The organism is Sphingomonas sp. AP4-R1 (assembly GCF_013113735.1).
Lineage (GTDB): Bacteria > Pseudomonadota > Alphaproteobacteria > Sphingomonadales > Sphingomonadaceae > Sphingomonas_I.
In genome coordinates this window covers 2,371,319-2,386,717 of the sequence record NZ_CP053346.1, presented here as the reverse complement: position 1 = coordinate 2,386,717, position 15,399 = coordinate 2,371,319, and the positions used below count along the sequence as shown (strand labels likewise).

Sequence of the window (15,399 nt, the reverse complement as noted above, 5' to 3'; positions counted from 1 at the left end):
ACTACGGCAAAGCGCATTTCTCCCTGGGCATATTTCAGCGATCGGGGCAGATCGTGCGGGAGCGAGTAGCACAGGCTCGGTGTCGGTGACGGCGATCTGGTGGAGAACGCGCATGCCCAACAGCTCGCCTCGCTCAGCGACGTGCGCCGTCGCATCTACGGGAACCGGCTCGGCGAAGAGGCCTTCTCGGCGATCATTAGCGACATTGCCGAGCACCGGTACAGCGACGTCCATCTCTCGGCCTTCGTGACAGCCTGTTCGGCGGTGCCATTAGACCGCGATGAGATGATCGGCCTCACCAGGGTCATGGTCGACGTCGGCGAGCGGCTGAGCTGGCCCGGTGCCGTCATCGTCGACAAGCACAGCGTCGGCGGGTTGCCGGGCAATCGCACGACGCCGATCATCTTCTCGATCATGGCCGCCGAAGGCCTGATTATGCCCAAGACGTCCTCAATGGCGATCACCTCGCCGGCCGGCACTGCCGACACGATGGAAGTGCTGGCGCCCGTCGACCTCGACGTGCCCGCGATCCGCCGGGTGGTCGAGCGCGAAGGCGGCTGTATCGCCTGGGGCGGGGCCGTGAAGCTCAGTCCGGCCGATGATGTGATCATCGGGGTCGAACGGGTGCTCGACATCGATGCGGTCGGCCAGATGGTGGGCTCGGTCCTTACCCAGAAGATCGCCGCCGGCGCGACCCATCTCGTGATCGATATCCTGTTCGGTCCGACGGCCAAGGTGCGCGGCGCCGATGCGGCCGAAACACTCTCGACGGCGCTGACCTCGGTCGCCGAGGCCTTTGGCTTGCGCACGCGCGTGATGTGCGGCCCTGGCGCAGAGCCGATCGGACGCGATATCGGGCCGGCGCTAGAAGCCCAGGACATATTGATCGTACTTTTGGGCGAACCCGGCGCGGAGGATTTGGCGAACCGCGCATGCGAACTCGCCGGTGGCCTCTTCGAACTGGCGGGAGCGACACCGACCGGCGGAGGATTTGCATGCGCACTGGAGAGCCTCCAGAGCGGTCGGGCCTGGACGAAGTTTCAGCGCATCTGCGAAGCCCAGGGCGGCATGCGCGAACCGCCGGTGGCCAAGTTTAACCGGATATGATCGCACCCTATAGTGGCAGGCTCGTCAGCATCGACAATCGCAAGCTCGCGACCGTCGCCAAGCTCGCCGGCGCTCCGACCGCCAAGGCCGCAGGGGTCGCGCTGCATAGCCGCCTTCACCAGACAGTCGAGGCAGGCGCGCCGCTGTGCACTATCCATGCCCAGAGCCCGGGCGAGCTCGACTATGCGGCGGCCTTCGCCGTGAGCGATGGTGCGATCTTCGGGATCATCGCCGAATGAGCCGGCCGATCGTCTTCATGTTTCCCGGCGGCGAGGCGCTGTTGCAGGCCTTGTGCACCGCCCTCGACGCAGAGCCGGGAGCACTGGAACATCGCCAGTTTCCCTGACGGGGAGACTTATCTCAGGATCGAAAGCGATGTCGCCGGTCGGCACGTTGCCCTTCTGTCCAGCCTCGACCGTCCGGATGCCAAGCTGCTCCCGCTCCTGTTCGCAGCGGACACGCTTCGCGAGCTTTACGCGCGCAAGATCGGCCTTGTGGCCCCTGTCTGGCCTATATGCACCAGGATGTTCGCTTCCATCCCGGAGAAGCCGTGACGTCGCGCACGTTTGCCGCCATCGTCTCGCGCCATCTCGGCTGGCTGGTGACCGTCGCCCTGCACCTCCACCGTTATCATGCGCTGGACGAAACCTATCGAATTCCGAGCCGCGTCGTTCATGCCGCGCTCGCGATGGCGGACTGGATCCGGGAAAATGTGGCGCAGCCGGTTATCATCGGACCCGACAAAGAGAGCCAGCAATGGGTCGCGGCGGACGCCGGTGCTCCTTCCTCGTCTGCGAAAAGGAGCGGTCGGGCGACCGAGAGGTGCGGAATCTCGCTTCCGCGCACCGAGGCCCTCGTCGGCCGCCAGCCGGTGCTCGTGGATGATATCGCATCATCGGGCCGCACGCTGGCAGTCGCGGCGAGGCAGCTCGGCGAGCGGGGCTTCGGCCCAGCCGACTGCGTGGTGGTCCATCCGCTCTTCGCGGACGACGCCGCACAAGTGTTGAGCAGTTCCTTGCGCCGCATCGTCAGCACCAACACGATCGTTCATGCGACCAACAGCATCGACATGGCCGGGTCGATCGCCGAGGCGGTACGGACGTTTCTTTAGGGCGTCCGGTCTGAACCAGTGTTCCCCCGCTCGGCCAGGGACAGTGGGCTTTCACGGCGATCGTCAATCGCGTCTGCTATCGGTCGCTGAGGATAGCTTCTGCGCTGCCCTTCCTGCGATCGAGGGGTGCAAGCACCGAGGCAGCAAATTCCCTCTTGACCCTGGACCATGGTCCAACCCGCAGAAGCGGCGAGCACGAAGCGGTGGCGCGCCCCCGCCGAAGCACTTTGCTCATTTGCTAGTCTCAGGGGGATCATGGGGGATAGACGCGTTGTTCATCTCGTCGACGATGATGAAGCCATACGTAAATCGGTCGGGTTCACGCTGCGCACATCGGGCTTCGTCGTCCAACTTTATTCATCGGGACCCGAATTTCTAAAGGGCGCGCACGAAGCGGAGATCGGCTGCGTGCTGCTGGACGTGCATATGCCGGACATGGACGGTCTGCAGGTGCAGGCGACTATGACAAAGAGCGGGATCGACATGCCGGTGGTGGTGCTCACCGGCAATGGCGACATCGCGCTGGCCGTGCAGGCGATGAAGGGAGGCGCGGTCGATTTCCTGGCGAAGCCGATCGAAAAGGCACTGCTGCTCGATGCGATCGAGCGCGCTTTCGCACGGATAAACCGCGCCGACGTGCGCGCGACCGAACAAGCTCAGGCGCAAGCTCAGGTCGCCGTGCTGACGCCGCGCGAACAGGATGTTCTGGAAGGTATGGCGCAAGGCTATCCGAACAAGACCATCGCCTATGACCTCGGCATCTCATCGCGAACCGTCGAGGTTCACCGTGCCAACCTGATGTTCAAGCTCGGCGTGCAAACGCAGGCCGACGCATTACGGATCGCCTTCGCGGCCGGCATGGGGAAAGCGCCGAAAAAATGAACTGCATGGGCGCAAGCGCATTGTGCCCCTCTCCTCCGCGCCACCCAAAAGGGCCAGATGTCCCTCGATCGTTATTTAGAAATAAGGTGAAACTCCTCCAGCAACTTAGCAATCTCTGTCCCTTCGAGCTTCTTCCTCAGCAGCCGGCGCAGGAAGGACGGGCCGGGAATGTTGATCCCCTTGCCGTCCCTGAGCGGCCCGATCGCGGCCAGGAGCGTGCGGATATCATAGGTTGAGTTGAACACTTCCGACACGCCGCGTTCGACCTTAATCAGCGTGTAGATGGCCTCCATCGGCGTGCGCACCGAATATTCGGTCGTGAAGATACAATCACGCTGCTTCGACTTGGCAAACTGACCGATAAGGGCAAAGTTGACCGCGCCCTCGGGCACCACGTCCGGCCGGTCGCCGACCTGCGCGGCATGAAGAAGACGGTGATGTAGGGCATCATCACCGGCACGGTCTTTGCCCCCGTCGCGGCGAGCCCGGGAATATCCTCGACCGGCACGCCGAGATGATAGAGCCATTCCTGCGTGATCTCTTCGCCCGTGCAGTCCTGCATCGGCTTCCTCACATAGTCGCCCGGCCGGTCAACGAACAACGCATAGAACCACGCCACGATCTGGTCCTTCGGCTGCTTCTTGAAGTGGGGTTGCCGGCTCACCGTCCAGCTCAGGAGCCAGCTCGACCGTGACGATGCCGCCGGTCACCACCGTGCCGCTCAACGGATTGCGTTTGGCGATCTTGCGAATGTATGCGGGGATGCGCGCGTCGAGCGTGGTGATGGTCGCCGACGCCCATTTGGTCTCCGGGATATGGGATCCAAACACGTCGGGTTGGCCAAAAGCAGGATCCTTGGCCGCGATCCGGCGCCACAGGTCCCAGGCCGGCGCGGGTCCTTCATTCAGCCCGGCCGGCGTATGGTGATCGCCATTATCGGAATTCTCGGTCAGCGATCCGATGGTGATGAAGACGAGATCATCGGCGCCGAGATCGACGCCGTTTTCGATCCAGTCAATCCGGGTCGCCTCCTTGCGGCCGGGCCGGATATCGAAATCGACGTCGGTGACTTCGACGCCGTAGCGAAATCTGACGCCGCGATCCTGCAGCCCTTTGACCAGCGGCAGAACCATCGATTCATATTGATTGTAGCGGTTGAACTTGAGCGAGGAGAAATCCGCCAGACTGCCGATATGGTGGATGAAGCGATGGAGATAGAGCTTCATCTCGAGCGCGGAATGCCATTCCTCGAAGGCGAACATGGTGCGCCAGTAGAGCCAGAAATTGCTCTTGAGGAAATCATCGCCGAAGACTTCGTTGATCCGCTTGTTCGCCATCTCCTCCCGCGTCGCGAGGAAGACGGAGAGCAGGTCTTTTTTCGCGCGGTCGCCGAGCGTCAGCAGCGCCTTGTCGGGCACATCCTGGTCCTAGTTCTGCGTCACGCGCCGCAGCGAAATTGGGATCATCCTTGTTGAGCCGGTAGAATTCATCGAGCACGCTCGCATCCTCTATCTCCAGCGAGGGGATCGAGCGATAAAGGTCCGGGAACTGCAAGCTCCTCAAGGATCGAGATATGCTCGCCGGCGACGCCGCCGTCGCGGATCAGGAACGCCGCGCCGGCGAGTCCGGCAAGACCCGAGCCGACGAACCAGGCCGTCTTCCTATCGCCGCCTTCGGGTTTCCGGGGGCGCACGAAAGCTTCGTAGTTGCCACTACTATAGCGCATGATAAACTCTTCCTTCGAGGCCAAAGACAATAGCAGCTCTGCGCTTTCTTGCTGAAAAGCGAAAATGGCCGCTCTGCATTCATTCTCGCCGCTGACGCCCACCGCTCAGTTCTACGACTTCACTGGTGATCTGATCCTGACGCGTGAGCCGTTCCTCGAGGCGCAGGGCCTCGCCCTTGCGATCGATGTGGCTGCGGGCGGTCGCCATGGTGCGCAGCCGCGCCTCATTCTCGGCGACGAAGGTCTCGACCGCCGCCGCGCAGATCTGGGCGAAGACATATTCCACAGTCAGGTAGCCGATGAGATCCGCCGCCTTGAGGTTGATGAGCGGCGGCAAATCTGCCGTGGACGCGGGGAAAGTGGCGAGGTCGAGCGGCAGGAGGCTCGTGCACACGATCGAGACGCCCTTGCCGCTGCTCCAGACCGGATAGGCCATGGTGATAGGCACCGCGCCGGCCTCGTCCAGATAGTCGTACAGCGCGTCAATGATGCTTGTCGCCAGAGCGGGAAGCGCGTCGGCCTTGCTCGGCATGCTCGCGCTCCATGCGATGCGCAGACCGCGCTCGGCCGCGAGCGCCGCGGTGCGCGCGCCGATCAGGAGGATATGCCTGTCCTGCATCTCGGCCGCGGCGCCGTCGAGCAGCTGCTCCGGAAAGGCGCCGGCAAAGCCTTGCTCCGCACCGAACAGGATAAGGCCGCCTCTTCCAGCACCATCCGCCCGCGTCGGAGAACGCGCCAGTGGCCCGGCAAGGCGGCGCGCCTGGCCGATAGCCGTGCGGGCGGTCTCCGCATAGCGTCGCACCGCGGGCAGAAGCGCGCGCGCCTGCTGCGCCCGCTGCCCGGCAATGCCCTGCATGGCATTGACCACCGCGCCGAGCTGGCGGACGGTCTCGATCCGGTGGCCAATCTCGGCGAGACGATCGCTCATGATGCAGAGCCGTGTGGCCGGCTTTCGATCAGCGCTTTCACCGCCGCCACGAGTGCGGCCCGCTGCGCGGTGTCGATCTGCCCGGTCCGCTCGATCTGCGGGCCCAGATCGGGGACATAATCGTCGATCCAGGCGGGCAGCCGCGCGCGCAGCGAAGGTATCTCCGCGACCGCCATGTCGTCGAGCAACCCTTCGCCGAGCGCCAGGGCCAGCGCCACCTGGTCGACGACCCGCAGCGGGCTGAGTAATGGCTGCACCAGCAGGGCGCGCAAGCGCTTGCCGCGTTCGATCTGGGCGCGGACCCGCGGCTCGGGTTGTTCGCCGAAGCGGGTGAACATCTCGAGCTCGAGGAACTGCGCATAGTCGAGGCGCATGGTCCCGCTCGCGTCGCGCAGGACGCGCAGCTGCGTCTTGCCGCCGACCCGGCTCACGCTCGTGCCCACGTCGATGGCGGGCTTGTGCCCTTGCGCGAACAGCTTGGCGTCGAGAATGATCTGGCCATCGGTGATCGAGATCAGATTGGTCGGGATATAGGCGCTGACATTGCCGGCATCGGTCTCCGCGATCGGCAGAGCGGTGAGCGAACCGCCCCCTCGTTCGGCGGAGAGACGCGCCGCGCGTTCGAGCAGGCGGGAATGGAGGAAGAAGACGTCGCCGGGATAGGCCTCGCGCCCAGGCGGCTGTCCGGTCAGCAGGGCGATCTCGCGATGGGTCGCGGCATGCTTGGTGAGATCGTCGAGCACGACCAGCGCGTGGCCGCCACCATCGCGAAAATATTCGGCCATCGTGAAGCCCGCGAATGGCGCGATCCATTGCAGCCCCGGCGCCGCGGCGGGGCTCGCGACGACGAAGATGGTGCGGTCCGGTGCGCCATGCCGCCGCACCTGATCGATCACGCGCGCGACCGCCGAGCTTTTCTGGCCGATCGCGACATAGACGCAGATCATGTCGCTCGTGCGCTGGTTGATGATCGTGTCGACCGCGAGCGCCGTCTTGCCGGTGGCGCGGTCGCCGAGGATGAGTTCGCGCTGCCCCCGGCCGATGGCGAACATCGCATCGATCGCGAGCGTGCCGGTCTGGACCGGCTGGACGACGAGATCGCGCTCGATGATCGCCGGCGCGGGCCGTTCGACAGGATCGAGGCGCCTGGCCCGGATCGGCGCGCCGCCATCGAGCGGACGGCCGAGCGGATCGACGACGCGGCCGAGCAATGCCTCGCCGACAGGCACGCGCACCACCTCCCCCGAGCCGGTTACGATGTCTCCTGCCTCCACCTGTGCGGCATCGTCGAGCAGCACGCAGCCGATCCGGTCGCGGTCGAGTGTGTGGACGAACCCGGTCTGGCCGCGGGCAAAATACAGCAATTCGTCGAGGCGCGCGTCCGGAAGGCCCGAGACCATGGCGACGCCGTCGCCGATCGATTCCACCCGACCGATCGCATCGACACGCGGCCCGAGATTGGCGCGCGCGATACGGCTTTGGGCCTGCGTCAGCCAGTCTTCAGGCGATCCGGGCATAATCGTCCTCATTGAGGCTGTCCACCATAGCGTCGAGATCGGCGCGCCAGCTGTTGCGCACGACGGCGTGCGGCGTGCGAAGCTCCGCGCCGGCGATGAGATCGGGATCGACCGCGAAGATCGGGGTCGTGGTATCCAGCAGGATGTCGCCAAGCGCGCGCGCTACCTCCGCCTGCAGATCGGGGGTAAGCGGCGCGGGCGTGGCAACGGTGACAGGGCCGGCGGCAGTCAGGCTGCGGCGATCCGCCTCGGAAAGGTCCCCGAGCCGCGCCTTGAGCGCGTCGACCATGGCCTGCATTGTCTGCTCGGGCGGGAGACGAGCGAGCAATGTGCCCGCCATCGAGGCGGCGAGGCTCCCTGCCCTTTCCCGCCACTGCGCCGCCACCCGCCCGCGTTCGGCATCGATCGCGACATGGCCTTGCGCGACGACGGCGTCCGCCGCGAGCCTGGCCTGCGCGAGGAGGCGCTGGCGCTCCGCTTCGGCCTCGGTTCGGATCTCGGCGCGGCGCGCCGCCGCCTCGGTGAGGAAGCCTTCATTCTGCTCCTTGAGCGCCTGCGCTTCGGCCTCGGCCCGATCCTTCGCCTGCCCCGCATCGTCAAGTAGCGCCTGGGCCGACGCCTGGCGGGCGGCGATGGTATCCAACACCGGACGGAATAGGAAGCGCCCGAGCAGCCACACGAGGATGAGGACATTGACCGCCTGCAGCGCCAGCGTCCACCAGTCGATCCGCATGTCAGGCGAACGGGTTGGCGAAGAGCAGCAGCAGCGCGATCACGAGGCAGTAGATCGCCATCGTCTCGATCATCGCGAGGCCCACGAACAGCGTGCGCGAGACGGTGTTGGCGGCTTCGGGCTGGCGCGCGATCGCGTCCATCGCGGCGGCGACAGCGCGGCCCTGCCCGAGCGCCGGGGCGATCGCGCCGATCGAGATCGCGAACGCGGCGCCGAGGATGCTGGCGAGATGGATCCAGTTCATGCGGGGGACTCCTGTTTGGATGGCGGGCGATCGCCGTTCTCGCTGATCGCGCTGCCGATAAAGACCATGGCGAGCGCGCCGAAGATGTAGGCCTGGACCGCGCCGGTCAGCATTTCGAGCGCCATGAGCGGGATCGGGACGAGCAGGCCGGCCAGGCTCAGCACGACGCCGATCATGAAGACGCCGCTCATGACATTGCCGAACAGGCGAACCATCAGCGAGAAGCTGCGGGTGAAGAGCTCGACGATGTTGAGCGGCGCGAGCAGGATCGAGGGTCGCGCGAAGGTCGCGAGATAGGCCCTGGCCCCGAGCGCGCGAACGCCGAACCACAGCGTTGCGCCGAAGACGATCAGCGCCAGCGCCGCGTCGGTCTCGAGGGTCGCCGTCGGCGGCTCGACGCCGGGGATCAGCGAGGACCAGTTGGCGACCAGCAGGAACAGGAACAGCGTGCCGATCAGTGGTAGATAACGCCGTGGCTCGGTCTCCATCGTCTCGCGGATCTGACCGGCGATGGTCTCGACGACCAGCTCGAGCGTCGCCTGGGCTCGCGATGGGCGCAGGGCAAGCCGGCGGGTCAGGATCCAGCTTCCGACCGTGAGGACCACCATGATGCCCCAGGTCGTCGCCACGGGCTGGCTGATCGGCACCGGACCGATCGAGAACAGCACATGGCTTTCGAGCGGTGACGCGAATTTCATCGGGCGCCTCCCAGCCTATAGAGTACGAGCTGGCGCCCGGCCATGAACCCGAGCGTTGCGGCAAACAGCGCAGGCCATCCCTGCAGGCTGGCGATCACCAGCACGAGGATGGTGACGGCCAGACGGCCCAGCCTGAGCAGGATCAGCCGCCATGCCGGGCCGCCGCGCACGAGATCGTCGGCCTCGCGTGCGATGGCCCAGAAATGGCCGAGCCCAGCTGCAAATCCGAGCGCGAGGAAAAGAAGAGAGGTCAAGGTGCTCATTGCCGGTGCATCCAGCGCCAGCCCAACCAGCAGCCCATAGCAAGCCCGACGAGCAGGAGCGGCGCGGTCCAGAAGATGCCGCTTGCCAGCCGGTGATCGAGCCAGCGGCCGATCGCGAGACCGACCAGGGCGGGCAGGACGATCTGCCAGCCGAGCACGCCGATCTGGCCGAGATTGCGCGCGACGGAGGGAAGCCGCTCTGCGAGCCGCCGCCGTTCCGCGCGGGTCCGGATGGCTTCGACGATCGGCTGCTCGGGCTTGTCCGCGGTCACAGACCGATCTCCCCGCGGCCGCCCTGCAGGGCCTCGACCATATGGCGGATCGCCTGCATCCTGAGCTTCGCCGACGCGGTCCGCTCGGACCGTTCGCCCTCGTCGCGCTCGCGGTAGCGGGCGAGCACGTCATGTTCGAGCGTTCCCAGGTCATCGCCGACATGACCTTCGCGCGTCGCGACCGCAATGTCCGTACCGTGGCTCACCGTCAGGATGCCATTGCGCACCGCGCAATAGCCGGGAGCGCCATCAATGGTCCGCCAGGAGATGATTGAAACGCCAAGCGCGGTCAGGAAATCGGCATGGCCCGACAGGATGCCGAAACTGCCGCTGGCGTCCTCGACGCGAACCGACGCGACGTCGGTGTCGACGAGGATCGCGGTCGGATCGGTGATGCGCAGCTTCATGCGGCCTGCCCCACGCGGGACCGCGCTTCCTCGATATCGCCGACCATGTAGAAGGCGCTCTCGGGCCAGTCGTCGGTCTCGCCCGACAGAATCGCCGCGACGCCCTTCAGCGTGTCGGCCAGCGCCACCGAGCGGCCGGCTTGCCCGGTGAAGGCCTGGGTCACCATGAAGGGCTGGGTCAGGAAGCGCTGGAGCCGCCGCGCCCTGCCGACGATCAGCCGGTCCTCGCGGCCCAGTTCCTCGATGCCGAGCAGCGAGATGATGTCCTGGAGCTCACGATAATGCGCGATCGTCTCGCGCACCTGCTGGGCGAGCGCGTAATGATGATCGCCCACCACCTGCGGATCGAGCAGGATCGACGAGGATCCGAGAGGATCGACCGCCGGATAGATGCCCTCGGCGGCCATGGCGCGCGAGAGCAGGATGGAACTGTCGAGATGGGCGGAGATCGCGGTGACCGCCGGGTCGGTGAAATCATCGGCAGGCACATAGACCGCCTCGATCGCGGTCACTGCCGCCCCATGCACCGAGGCGATACGCTCCTGCAGAGCGGCCACCTCGCTCGCCAGCGTCGGCTGGTAGCCGACGCGCGAGGGCATGCGTCCAAGCAGGCCGGAGACCTCGCTGCCGGCCTGGACGAAGCGGAAGACGTTGTCCATGAGGAGCAGGACGTTGCGCTTCTGCTCGTCGCGGAAATATTCAGCGATGGTGAGCGCGGTCAGCCCCACCCGCCAGCGCGCGCCCGGCGGCTCATTCATCTGCCCGAAAACGAGCACGGTCTTGTCGATCACGCCCGAGCCGCGCATGTCCGTGAGCAGCTCATGGCCCTCGCGCGATCGCTCGCCGATCCCGGCAAAGACGGAAACGCCTTCATAGCGCGCGACCATCGCATTGATCAGTTCCATCACCAGCACGGTCTTGCCGACCCCCGCGCCGCCGAACATCGCCGCCTTGCCGCCCTGGGCGAGCGGCGCGAGGAGGTCGATGACCTTGATGCCCGTCTCGAACATCGCCGTCGCCGTGCTCTGCTTGTCGAGCGGCGGTGGTGCGCGATGAATCGGCCTCAATGGCACATCCGGCCCAAGCGGCGCGCCGCCGTCCCCCGCCTGCCCCGTCGGCGTAAGGAGTCGCCCGAGAACCTTGTCTCCGACCGGAACCGCGATGGGTGCGCCCAATGCCGTCACGCCGACATTGCGCGCGAGACCGGAGGTCGGCTGAAGGGAAACTGCGCGGACGGTTCGATCATCAATATGGCTCTGCACTTCCGCGACCAGCGGGCCTAATGCCGCATCGACGCGCAGCGCTTCGTTGACCGCGGGCAGCGGCCCTTCGTCGAACTCGACGTCGAGGACGGGACCGCGCAGCGCCGCAATCCGGCCGAGCCTGGCCGTGGGCGGTATCACGCCCATGCCGGCTGCCGGGTCAGGCAATAATCACGCCCGACCGTGCCGCGATCATGACGGTACGGGTAGAAGTCGCTGCCCGCGGGCACGACATGGACAGCAAGGCAAAAGTGCATTGGCTGAGCGTCGCAGGCACGCCGCAGATTCGGCATACGTAGAGTTACCGATTCTCTCTGATTCAGCCTCGCCGAATAACGGCGGCGCGACGCGATGAGCCTCAGGCCAGGGCTGCATGCCCGATACGGTAGAGATTAGACGCGAAGAGAAAGGTTCATCATCCCATGCCCTATCCCGTTGATCAACTTGCCGCGCTCGCCAAAGCGAATGTCGGACTGATGCTGAAACTCGCCGAGGTCGCTCGCAAAGGCGGCGAAGAGTCGCTCGAGGTCGGCAACCGGGCCGCTGGCCGCTTCTCCGAAGAGGCGCGTGCCTCGATCGCGCGCGCAACGGACAAACCGTCGGACGCCGGCGCGGTCAGCACGGCCGGACCGCGCGCGCTGTTCGAGGACATGGCCACGGTGCGCGAGCATATGATCGCCGGCACAAGATCGGCCTTCCAGGAATGGCAGCAGGCCTGGCAAGACGTGGCGAGTGCCCCGACGGCTCCCGCGCTGGATGCTTTCGCCGCCATGGTCGGGCCATGGTTCGGGCAAAAGAGCCCGGGCGACGGCGAGAAGCAGGGCGGCAGCCGCCCCTAGACGACCCTCGATCGCGCCGAGCCGCCCTAGCCGAGCAGGTGCTGACCGCCATCGACCGGAATGATTGTGCCGGTGATATGGCGGGCGGCATCGCTCACCAGGAAAGCGGCGAGCCCCCCGACATCCTCGATGGTTACGAGCTGGTGCTGCGGGACCGATGCCGCCGCGCGCTCGAGCAGCTCGTCGAAGCGGTCGATGCCGCTGGCGGCGCGGGTCGCGATCGGACCTGGCGAGATCGCATGAGCACGAATGCCCTTGGGACCGAGCTCGGCCGCGACATAACGGGTCGCGCTCTCGAGCGCCGCCTTGACCGGCCCCATCAGGTTGTAGTGCTCGACCACCCGCTCCGAGCCATAGAAGGTGACGCACAGCAGGCAGCCCCCTTGCGACATCAGCGGCTCGGCAAGCCGCGCCATGCGCAGGAAGCTGTGGCAGGAGACATCCATGGCGATCCCGAAGCCTTCGGCCGAGCTGTCGACGACACGGCCGTGCAAATCCTCCTTCGGCGCGAAGGCGATCGAATGGAGCAGGAAATCGAGCCCACCCCATTCGGACCTCACGCGCTCGAACAACGCCTCCAGCTCGCCCGACACACGGACATCGCACGCGGCGAGCCATTCGACTCCCAAGGTCTCCGCGACAGGCGCCACGAACGGTTCTGCCTTCCCGTTGAGATAGGTCGCCGCCAGTCTCGCGCCGCAGTCGTGGAAGGCCTGGGCGCAACCCGCCGCGATGCTGTGCTCGTTGGCGATACCGATCACCAGGCCCCGCTTGCCGGTAAGGTCGACGAGACATTTCATGATTTCGGCTCCTCACGCAGAAGATCGGCGGTGTGAATGGCGATCATCCTTTCCTCGTCGGTCGGGATGACGCGGACTTCGACACGGCTGGACGGCGCGCTGATCACCGCCGCTCCCCCAAGGTTCGCGTCTACATCGAGTTCCACGCCGAGCCAGCCGAGGCGCTCTGCGACGCGCGCGCGAACTTCAGGCGCATTCTCGCCGATCCCGGCGGTGAACACGAAGCTATCGAGCCCCCCGAGCGAGGACGCGAGAGCGCCGGCCTGGCGCGCGATCTGCCAGACGAAGAGGTCGATCGCCTCTTGGGCAGCGGCCGTTTCGCTGCCGAGAAGCGCGCGCATGTCGCTGGAGATGCCGGACACGCCCAAAAGGCCGGACTCGCTGTAGAGGAGATGCTCGACCTCGCGCGCCGTCATGCCCTTCTGCTGGAAAAGATAGAGCACCGCGCCCGGGTCGAGCGCGCCGGAGCGCGTGCCCATCACCAGCCCGTCGAGCGCGGTGAACCCCATCGTCGTGTCGATGCTCCGCCCCCTGTCCATCGCGCAAAGGCTGGCCCCGTTGCCAAGATGCGCGGCGATCGTCCGCCCGCCCCCTGCGCCGGGGTCAATCGAGCGCAGCTGCCGCGCGATATATTCGTAGGAGACGCCGTGAAAGCCGTAGCGCCGCATGCCCTCTTCGCTGAGCGCACGCGGCAGGGCGAGGCGCGTCGCAACCGAGAGCTGGCCATGATGAAAGCCGGTGTCGAAGCAGGCGACCTGCGGGAGAGCGGGGCGCAGCCTGGAGACGGCGCGGATCGCGGCGAGATTATGGGGCTGGTGCAATGGCGCCAGCGGGCAAAGCGCCTCGAGCGCTGCGAGGAGTGCCTCGTCGACGCGCGCCGGCGCTGAATGATCGGCCCCGCCATGGACGATCCGATGGCCGACCCCGATCAGATCGTCGCCGACCGAGGTTTCGATCTCCCGCAGCAAATCCTCGAGCAGCGTCTCGTGCGTGACCGTGCCATCTTTCGTCCAGCGCCGCTCGGCAAGGACTTCGCCCTTCGCATCGCGTGCGATCAGGTGCGGCTCAAGGCCGATATTCTCGATCTTGCCGTTCGCGAGCAAAGTGGGTTCACCAGTATCCGGCGTTGCGTAGAGCGCGAACTTCAGGCTCGACGAGCCGGCATTGAGGCACAGGATTTCAGCCATAGCGGCGCTGTCCCGCAACGCCGGGAGCCGCCTTGGTCGCGGCCCGTGCCAGCAGCGCCGCGAGCGCACAAGACGCGAGGCGCGTGCGCACGCTGTCTGCCCGGCTGGTGAGGATGATCGGGACGCGCGCGCCGAGCACCACGCCGGCGGCATCGGCGCCGCCTAGGAAGGTAAGCTGCTTTGCGAGCATGTTGCCGGCTTCCAGATCGGGCACCAGCAGGATATCCGCCTGGCCGGCGACCGGCGAGACGATGCCCTTCTCGCGCGCGGCCGCCTCGCTGATCGCATTGTCGAGGGCGAGCGGGCCGTCGAGCAGCGCGCCTTCGATCTGGCCCCGGTCCGCCATCTTGCAGAGCGCCGCAGCATCCAAGGTGGTGCGCATCCTCGGATTGACCGTTTCGACGGCGGCGAGCATCGCGAGCCTGGGCTGCTCGATCCCGATAACATGGGCAAGATCGATCGCGTTGCGCGCAATGTCGGCCTTGTCCTCGAGTGTCGGCTCGATGTTGATCGCGGCGTCGGTGATGATCAGCGGCCGCGGATAGCCGGGCACATCCATCACATAGGCGTGGCTGATCCGGCGTTCGGTCCGAAGGCCCGTGTCGGGAGATACGACCGCGCCCATGAGCTCGTCGGTATGGACCGATCCCTTCATCAGCAGCGCGGCTTCGCCGGCCCGCAGGCGCGCGACGGCTTCGGCGGCGGCGGCGTGGCTGTGGGGAACGTCGATCACCCGAAAGGCGGCAATATCGACGCCGGCGTCCTTCGCCGCATTCGCCATCCGCGCGACAGGGCCGATGAGGATCGGAACGATGATGCCGGCGTCGGCAGCCTCGACCACGGCGCGCATGGCGTCGGCGCTGCAGGGGTGGACCACGGCCGTGACGCACGCGGCCCCTTCCTTCGCGCGCTCCATCAGCTGGCGAAACCGGTCGTGGCTGGCGATCCGCACGTCGGGAAGCGGCATGCGCGGCCGGCTGACTTTCCCGGTGGGCGCCTTGACCTCGGCCTGGCCGCTGATGACGGTCTCGCCCTTCTGGTTCACGCAGGTGCAGTCGAGGACGATGACATGATGCTCGGCACGCTTTTCCGTCACGGTGACGCAGGCCGTGATGGTGTCACCGAGTCCGACCGGGCGGGTGAAGCGAAGCGATTGGCCGAGATAGATTGCGCCGGGCCCGGGCAGCTCGGTCCCCAGGATCGCCGAGATGAGCCCCGCGCCCCACATGCCATGGGCGATGACCCTGTGGAACATGTCCGTTTCGGCATAGGCAGGGTCCAGATGCGCCGGATTGACGTCACCTGACACCGCCGCGAAGAGCTGGATATCCTCTGCTGTTAGCGTGCGGGTGAGGCTGGCCGTGTCGCTGACGGCGATCTCGTCAAACGTGCGGTTTTCGATGAGGTTGGCGGCGGCCATCGC

18 protein-coding genes and 2 pseudogenes are annotated in these 15,399 nt (G+C 66.2%); 6 read left to right on the top strand and 14 right to left on the bottom strand.

Going from position 1 to position 15,399, the window contains the following annotated elements; translation table 11 throughout:
* Positions 1-99: 99 nt before the first annotated feature.
* The 5 genes from HL653_RS11265 to HL653_RS11255 all read left to right on the top strand — a co-directional run bounded on the left by HL653_RS11265 (position 100) and on the right by HL653_RS11255 (position 3,100).
* Positions 100-1,107 (top strand): thymidine phosphorylase, encoded by a 1,008-nt coding sequence (locus tag HL653_RS11265; RefSeq protein ID WP_253717905.1) that lies wholly within the window; start codon positions 100-102, stop codon positions 1,105-1,107.
* The gene (locus HL653_RS24210; protein WP_253717903.1) at positions 1,104-1,346 is read left to right on the top strand and encodes a hypothetical protein; all 243 of its coding nucleotides are present in this window, start codon (positions 1,104-1,106) and stop codon (positions 1,344-1,346) included. The genes HL653_RS11265 and HL653_RS24210 overlap by 4 nt, the downstream gene beginning before the upstream one ends.
* A 90-nt stretch (positions 1,347-1,436) precedes the next feature.
* Positions 1,437-1,661, top strand: coding sequence for a ribose-phosphate pyrophosphokinase-like domain-containing protein (locus HL653_RS24205; protein WP_367613610.1), 225 nt, complete (start codon positions 1,437-1,439; stop codon positions 1,659-1,661).
* The gene (locus HL653_RS24200) at positions 1,658-2,218 is read left to right on the top strand and encodes a hypothetical protein (protein WP_253717901.1); all 561 of its coding nucleotides are present in this window, start codon (positions 1,658-1,660) and stop codon (positions 2,216-2,218) included. Before HL653_RS24205 ends, HL653_RS24200 begins: the two co-directional genes overlap by 4 nt.
* A 255-nt stretch (positions 2,219-2,473) precedes the next feature.
* A complete protein-coding gene (locus HL653_RS11255) occupies positions 2,474-3,100 on the top strand; it encodes a response regulator transcription factor (RefSeq protein ID WP_171744601.1) in 627 nt (208 codons plus the stop codon).
* Between the two features lie 71 nt (positions 3,101-3,171).
* Here HL653_RS11255 and HL653_RS11250 read toward each other — a convergent pair.
* From HL653_RS11250 to atpD, 11 genes and pseudogenes are all read right to left on the bottom strand, one after another.
* Positions 3,172-4,518: pseudogene (locus HL653_RS11250) on the bottom strand (oleate hydratase).
* Positions 4,400-4,826 (bottom strand): annotated as a pseudogene (locus HL653_RS24195) (oleate hydratase). The pseudogenes HL653_RS11250 and HL653_RS24195 overlap by 119 nt, the downstream one beginning before the upstream one ends.
* A gap of 79 nt (positions 4,827-4,905) precedes the next feature.
* Positions 4,906-5,754 (bottom strand): F0F1 ATP synthase subunit gamma, encoded by an 849-nt coding sequence (locus tag HL653_RS11245; RefSeq protein WP_171744600.1) that lies wholly within the window; start codon positions 5,752-5,754, stop codon positions 4,906-4,908.
* A complete protein-coding gene (locus tag HL653_RS11240; RefSeq protein WP_171744599.1) occupies positions 5,751-7,271 on the bottom strand; it encodes a F0F1 ATP synthase subunit alpha in 1,521 nt (506 codons plus the stop codon). The genes HL653_RS11245 and HL653_RS11240 overlap by 4 nt, the downstream gene beginning before the upstream one ends.
* Positions 7,255-8,004, bottom strand: a complete 750-nt coding sequence (locus tag HL653_RS11235; protein ID WP_171744598.1) for a hypothetical protein — start codon at positions 8,002-8,004, stop codon at positions 7,255-7,257. Before HL653_RS11235 ends, HL653_RS11240 begins: the two co-directional genes overlap by 17 nt.
* A gap of 1 nt (position 8,005) precedes the next feature.
* Complete coding sequence (locus tag HL653_RS11230) at positions 8,006-8,248, bottom strand: F0F1 ATP synthase subunit C (protein ID WP_017501321.1); 243 nt, start codon at positions 8,246-8,248, stop codon at positions 8,006-8,008.
* The gene (locus HL653_RS11225; protein WP_171744597.1) at positions 8,245-8,946 is read right to left on the bottom strand and encodes a F0F1 ATP synthase subunit A; all 702 of its coding nucleotides are present in this window, start codon (positions 8,944-8,946) and stop codon (positions 8,245-8,247) included. The genes HL653_RS11230 and HL653_RS11225 overlap by 4 nt, the downstream gene beginning before the upstream one ends.
* Positions 8,943-9,209 (bottom strand): ATP synthase subunit I, encoded by a 267-nt coding sequence (locus HL653_RS11220; protein WP_171744596.1) that lies wholly within the window; start codon positions 9,207-9,209, stop codon positions 8,943-8,945. Before HL653_RS11220 ends, HL653_RS11225 begins: the two co-directional genes overlap by 4 nt.
* Entirely contained in the window at positions 9,206-9,481 is a 276-nt protein-coding gene (locus tag HL653_RS11215; RefSeq protein ID WP_171744595.1) for an AtpZ/AtpI family protein, read from the bottom strand. Before HL653_RS11215 ends, HL653_RS11220 begins: the two co-directional genes overlap by 4 nt.
* Entirely contained in the window at positions 9,478-9,888 is a 411-nt protein-coding gene (locus tag HL653_RS11210) for a F0F1 ATP synthase subunit epsilon (protein ID WP_171744594.1), read from the bottom strand. The genes HL653_RS11215 and HL653_RS11210 overlap by 4 nt, the downstream gene beginning before the upstream one ends.
* Entirely contained in the window at positions 9,885-11,297 is a 1,413-nt protein-coding gene (atpD, locus tag HL653_RS11205; protein WP_171746916.1) for a F0F1 ATP synthase subunit beta, read from the bottom strand. The genes HL653_RS11210 and atpD overlap by 4 nt, the downstream gene beginning before the upstream one ends.
* Before the next feature lie 275 nt (positions 11,298-11,572).
* Here atpD and HL653_RS11200 point away from each other — a divergent pair, with 275 nt between their 5' ends.
* Positions 11,573-11,989, top strand: coding sequence for a hypothetical protein (locus HL653_RS11200; protein WP_171744593.1), 417 nt, complete (start codon positions 11,573-11,575; stop codon positions 11,987-11,989).
* A 26-nt stretch (positions 11,990-12,015) separates the two neighbouring features.
* Here the strand turns inward: HL653_RS11200 and fabI are convergent, their stop codons facing one another.
* Genes fabI through HL653_RS11185 form a run of 3 tightly spaced genes read right to left on the bottom strand, consistent with a single transcriptional unit; the run spans position 12,016 to position 15,396 of the window.
* Positions 12,016-12,789 (bottom strand): enoyl-ACP reductase FabI, encoded by a 774-nt coding sequence (gene fabI / locus HL653_RS11195; protein ID WP_171744592.1) that lies wholly within the window; start codon positions 12,787-12,789, stop codon positions 12,016-12,018.
* The gene (locus HL653_RS11190) at positions 12,786-13,976 is read right to left on the bottom strand and encodes an acetate/propionate family kinase (RefSeq protein ID WP_171744591.1); all 1,191 of its coding nucleotides are present in this window, start codon (positions 13,974-13,976) and stop codon (positions 12,786-12,788) included. The genes fabI and HL653_RS11190 overlap by 4 nt, the downstream gene beginning before the upstream one ends.
* A complete protein-coding gene (locus HL653_RS11185; protein WP_171744590.1) occupies positions 13,969-15,396 on the bottom strand; it encodes a bifunctional enoyl-CoA hydratase/phosphate acetyltransferase in 1,428 nt (475 codons plus the stop codon). Before HL653_RS11185 ends, HL653_RS11190 begins: the two co-directional genes overlap by 8 nt.
* Positions 15,397-15,399 lie beyond the last annotated feature (3 nt).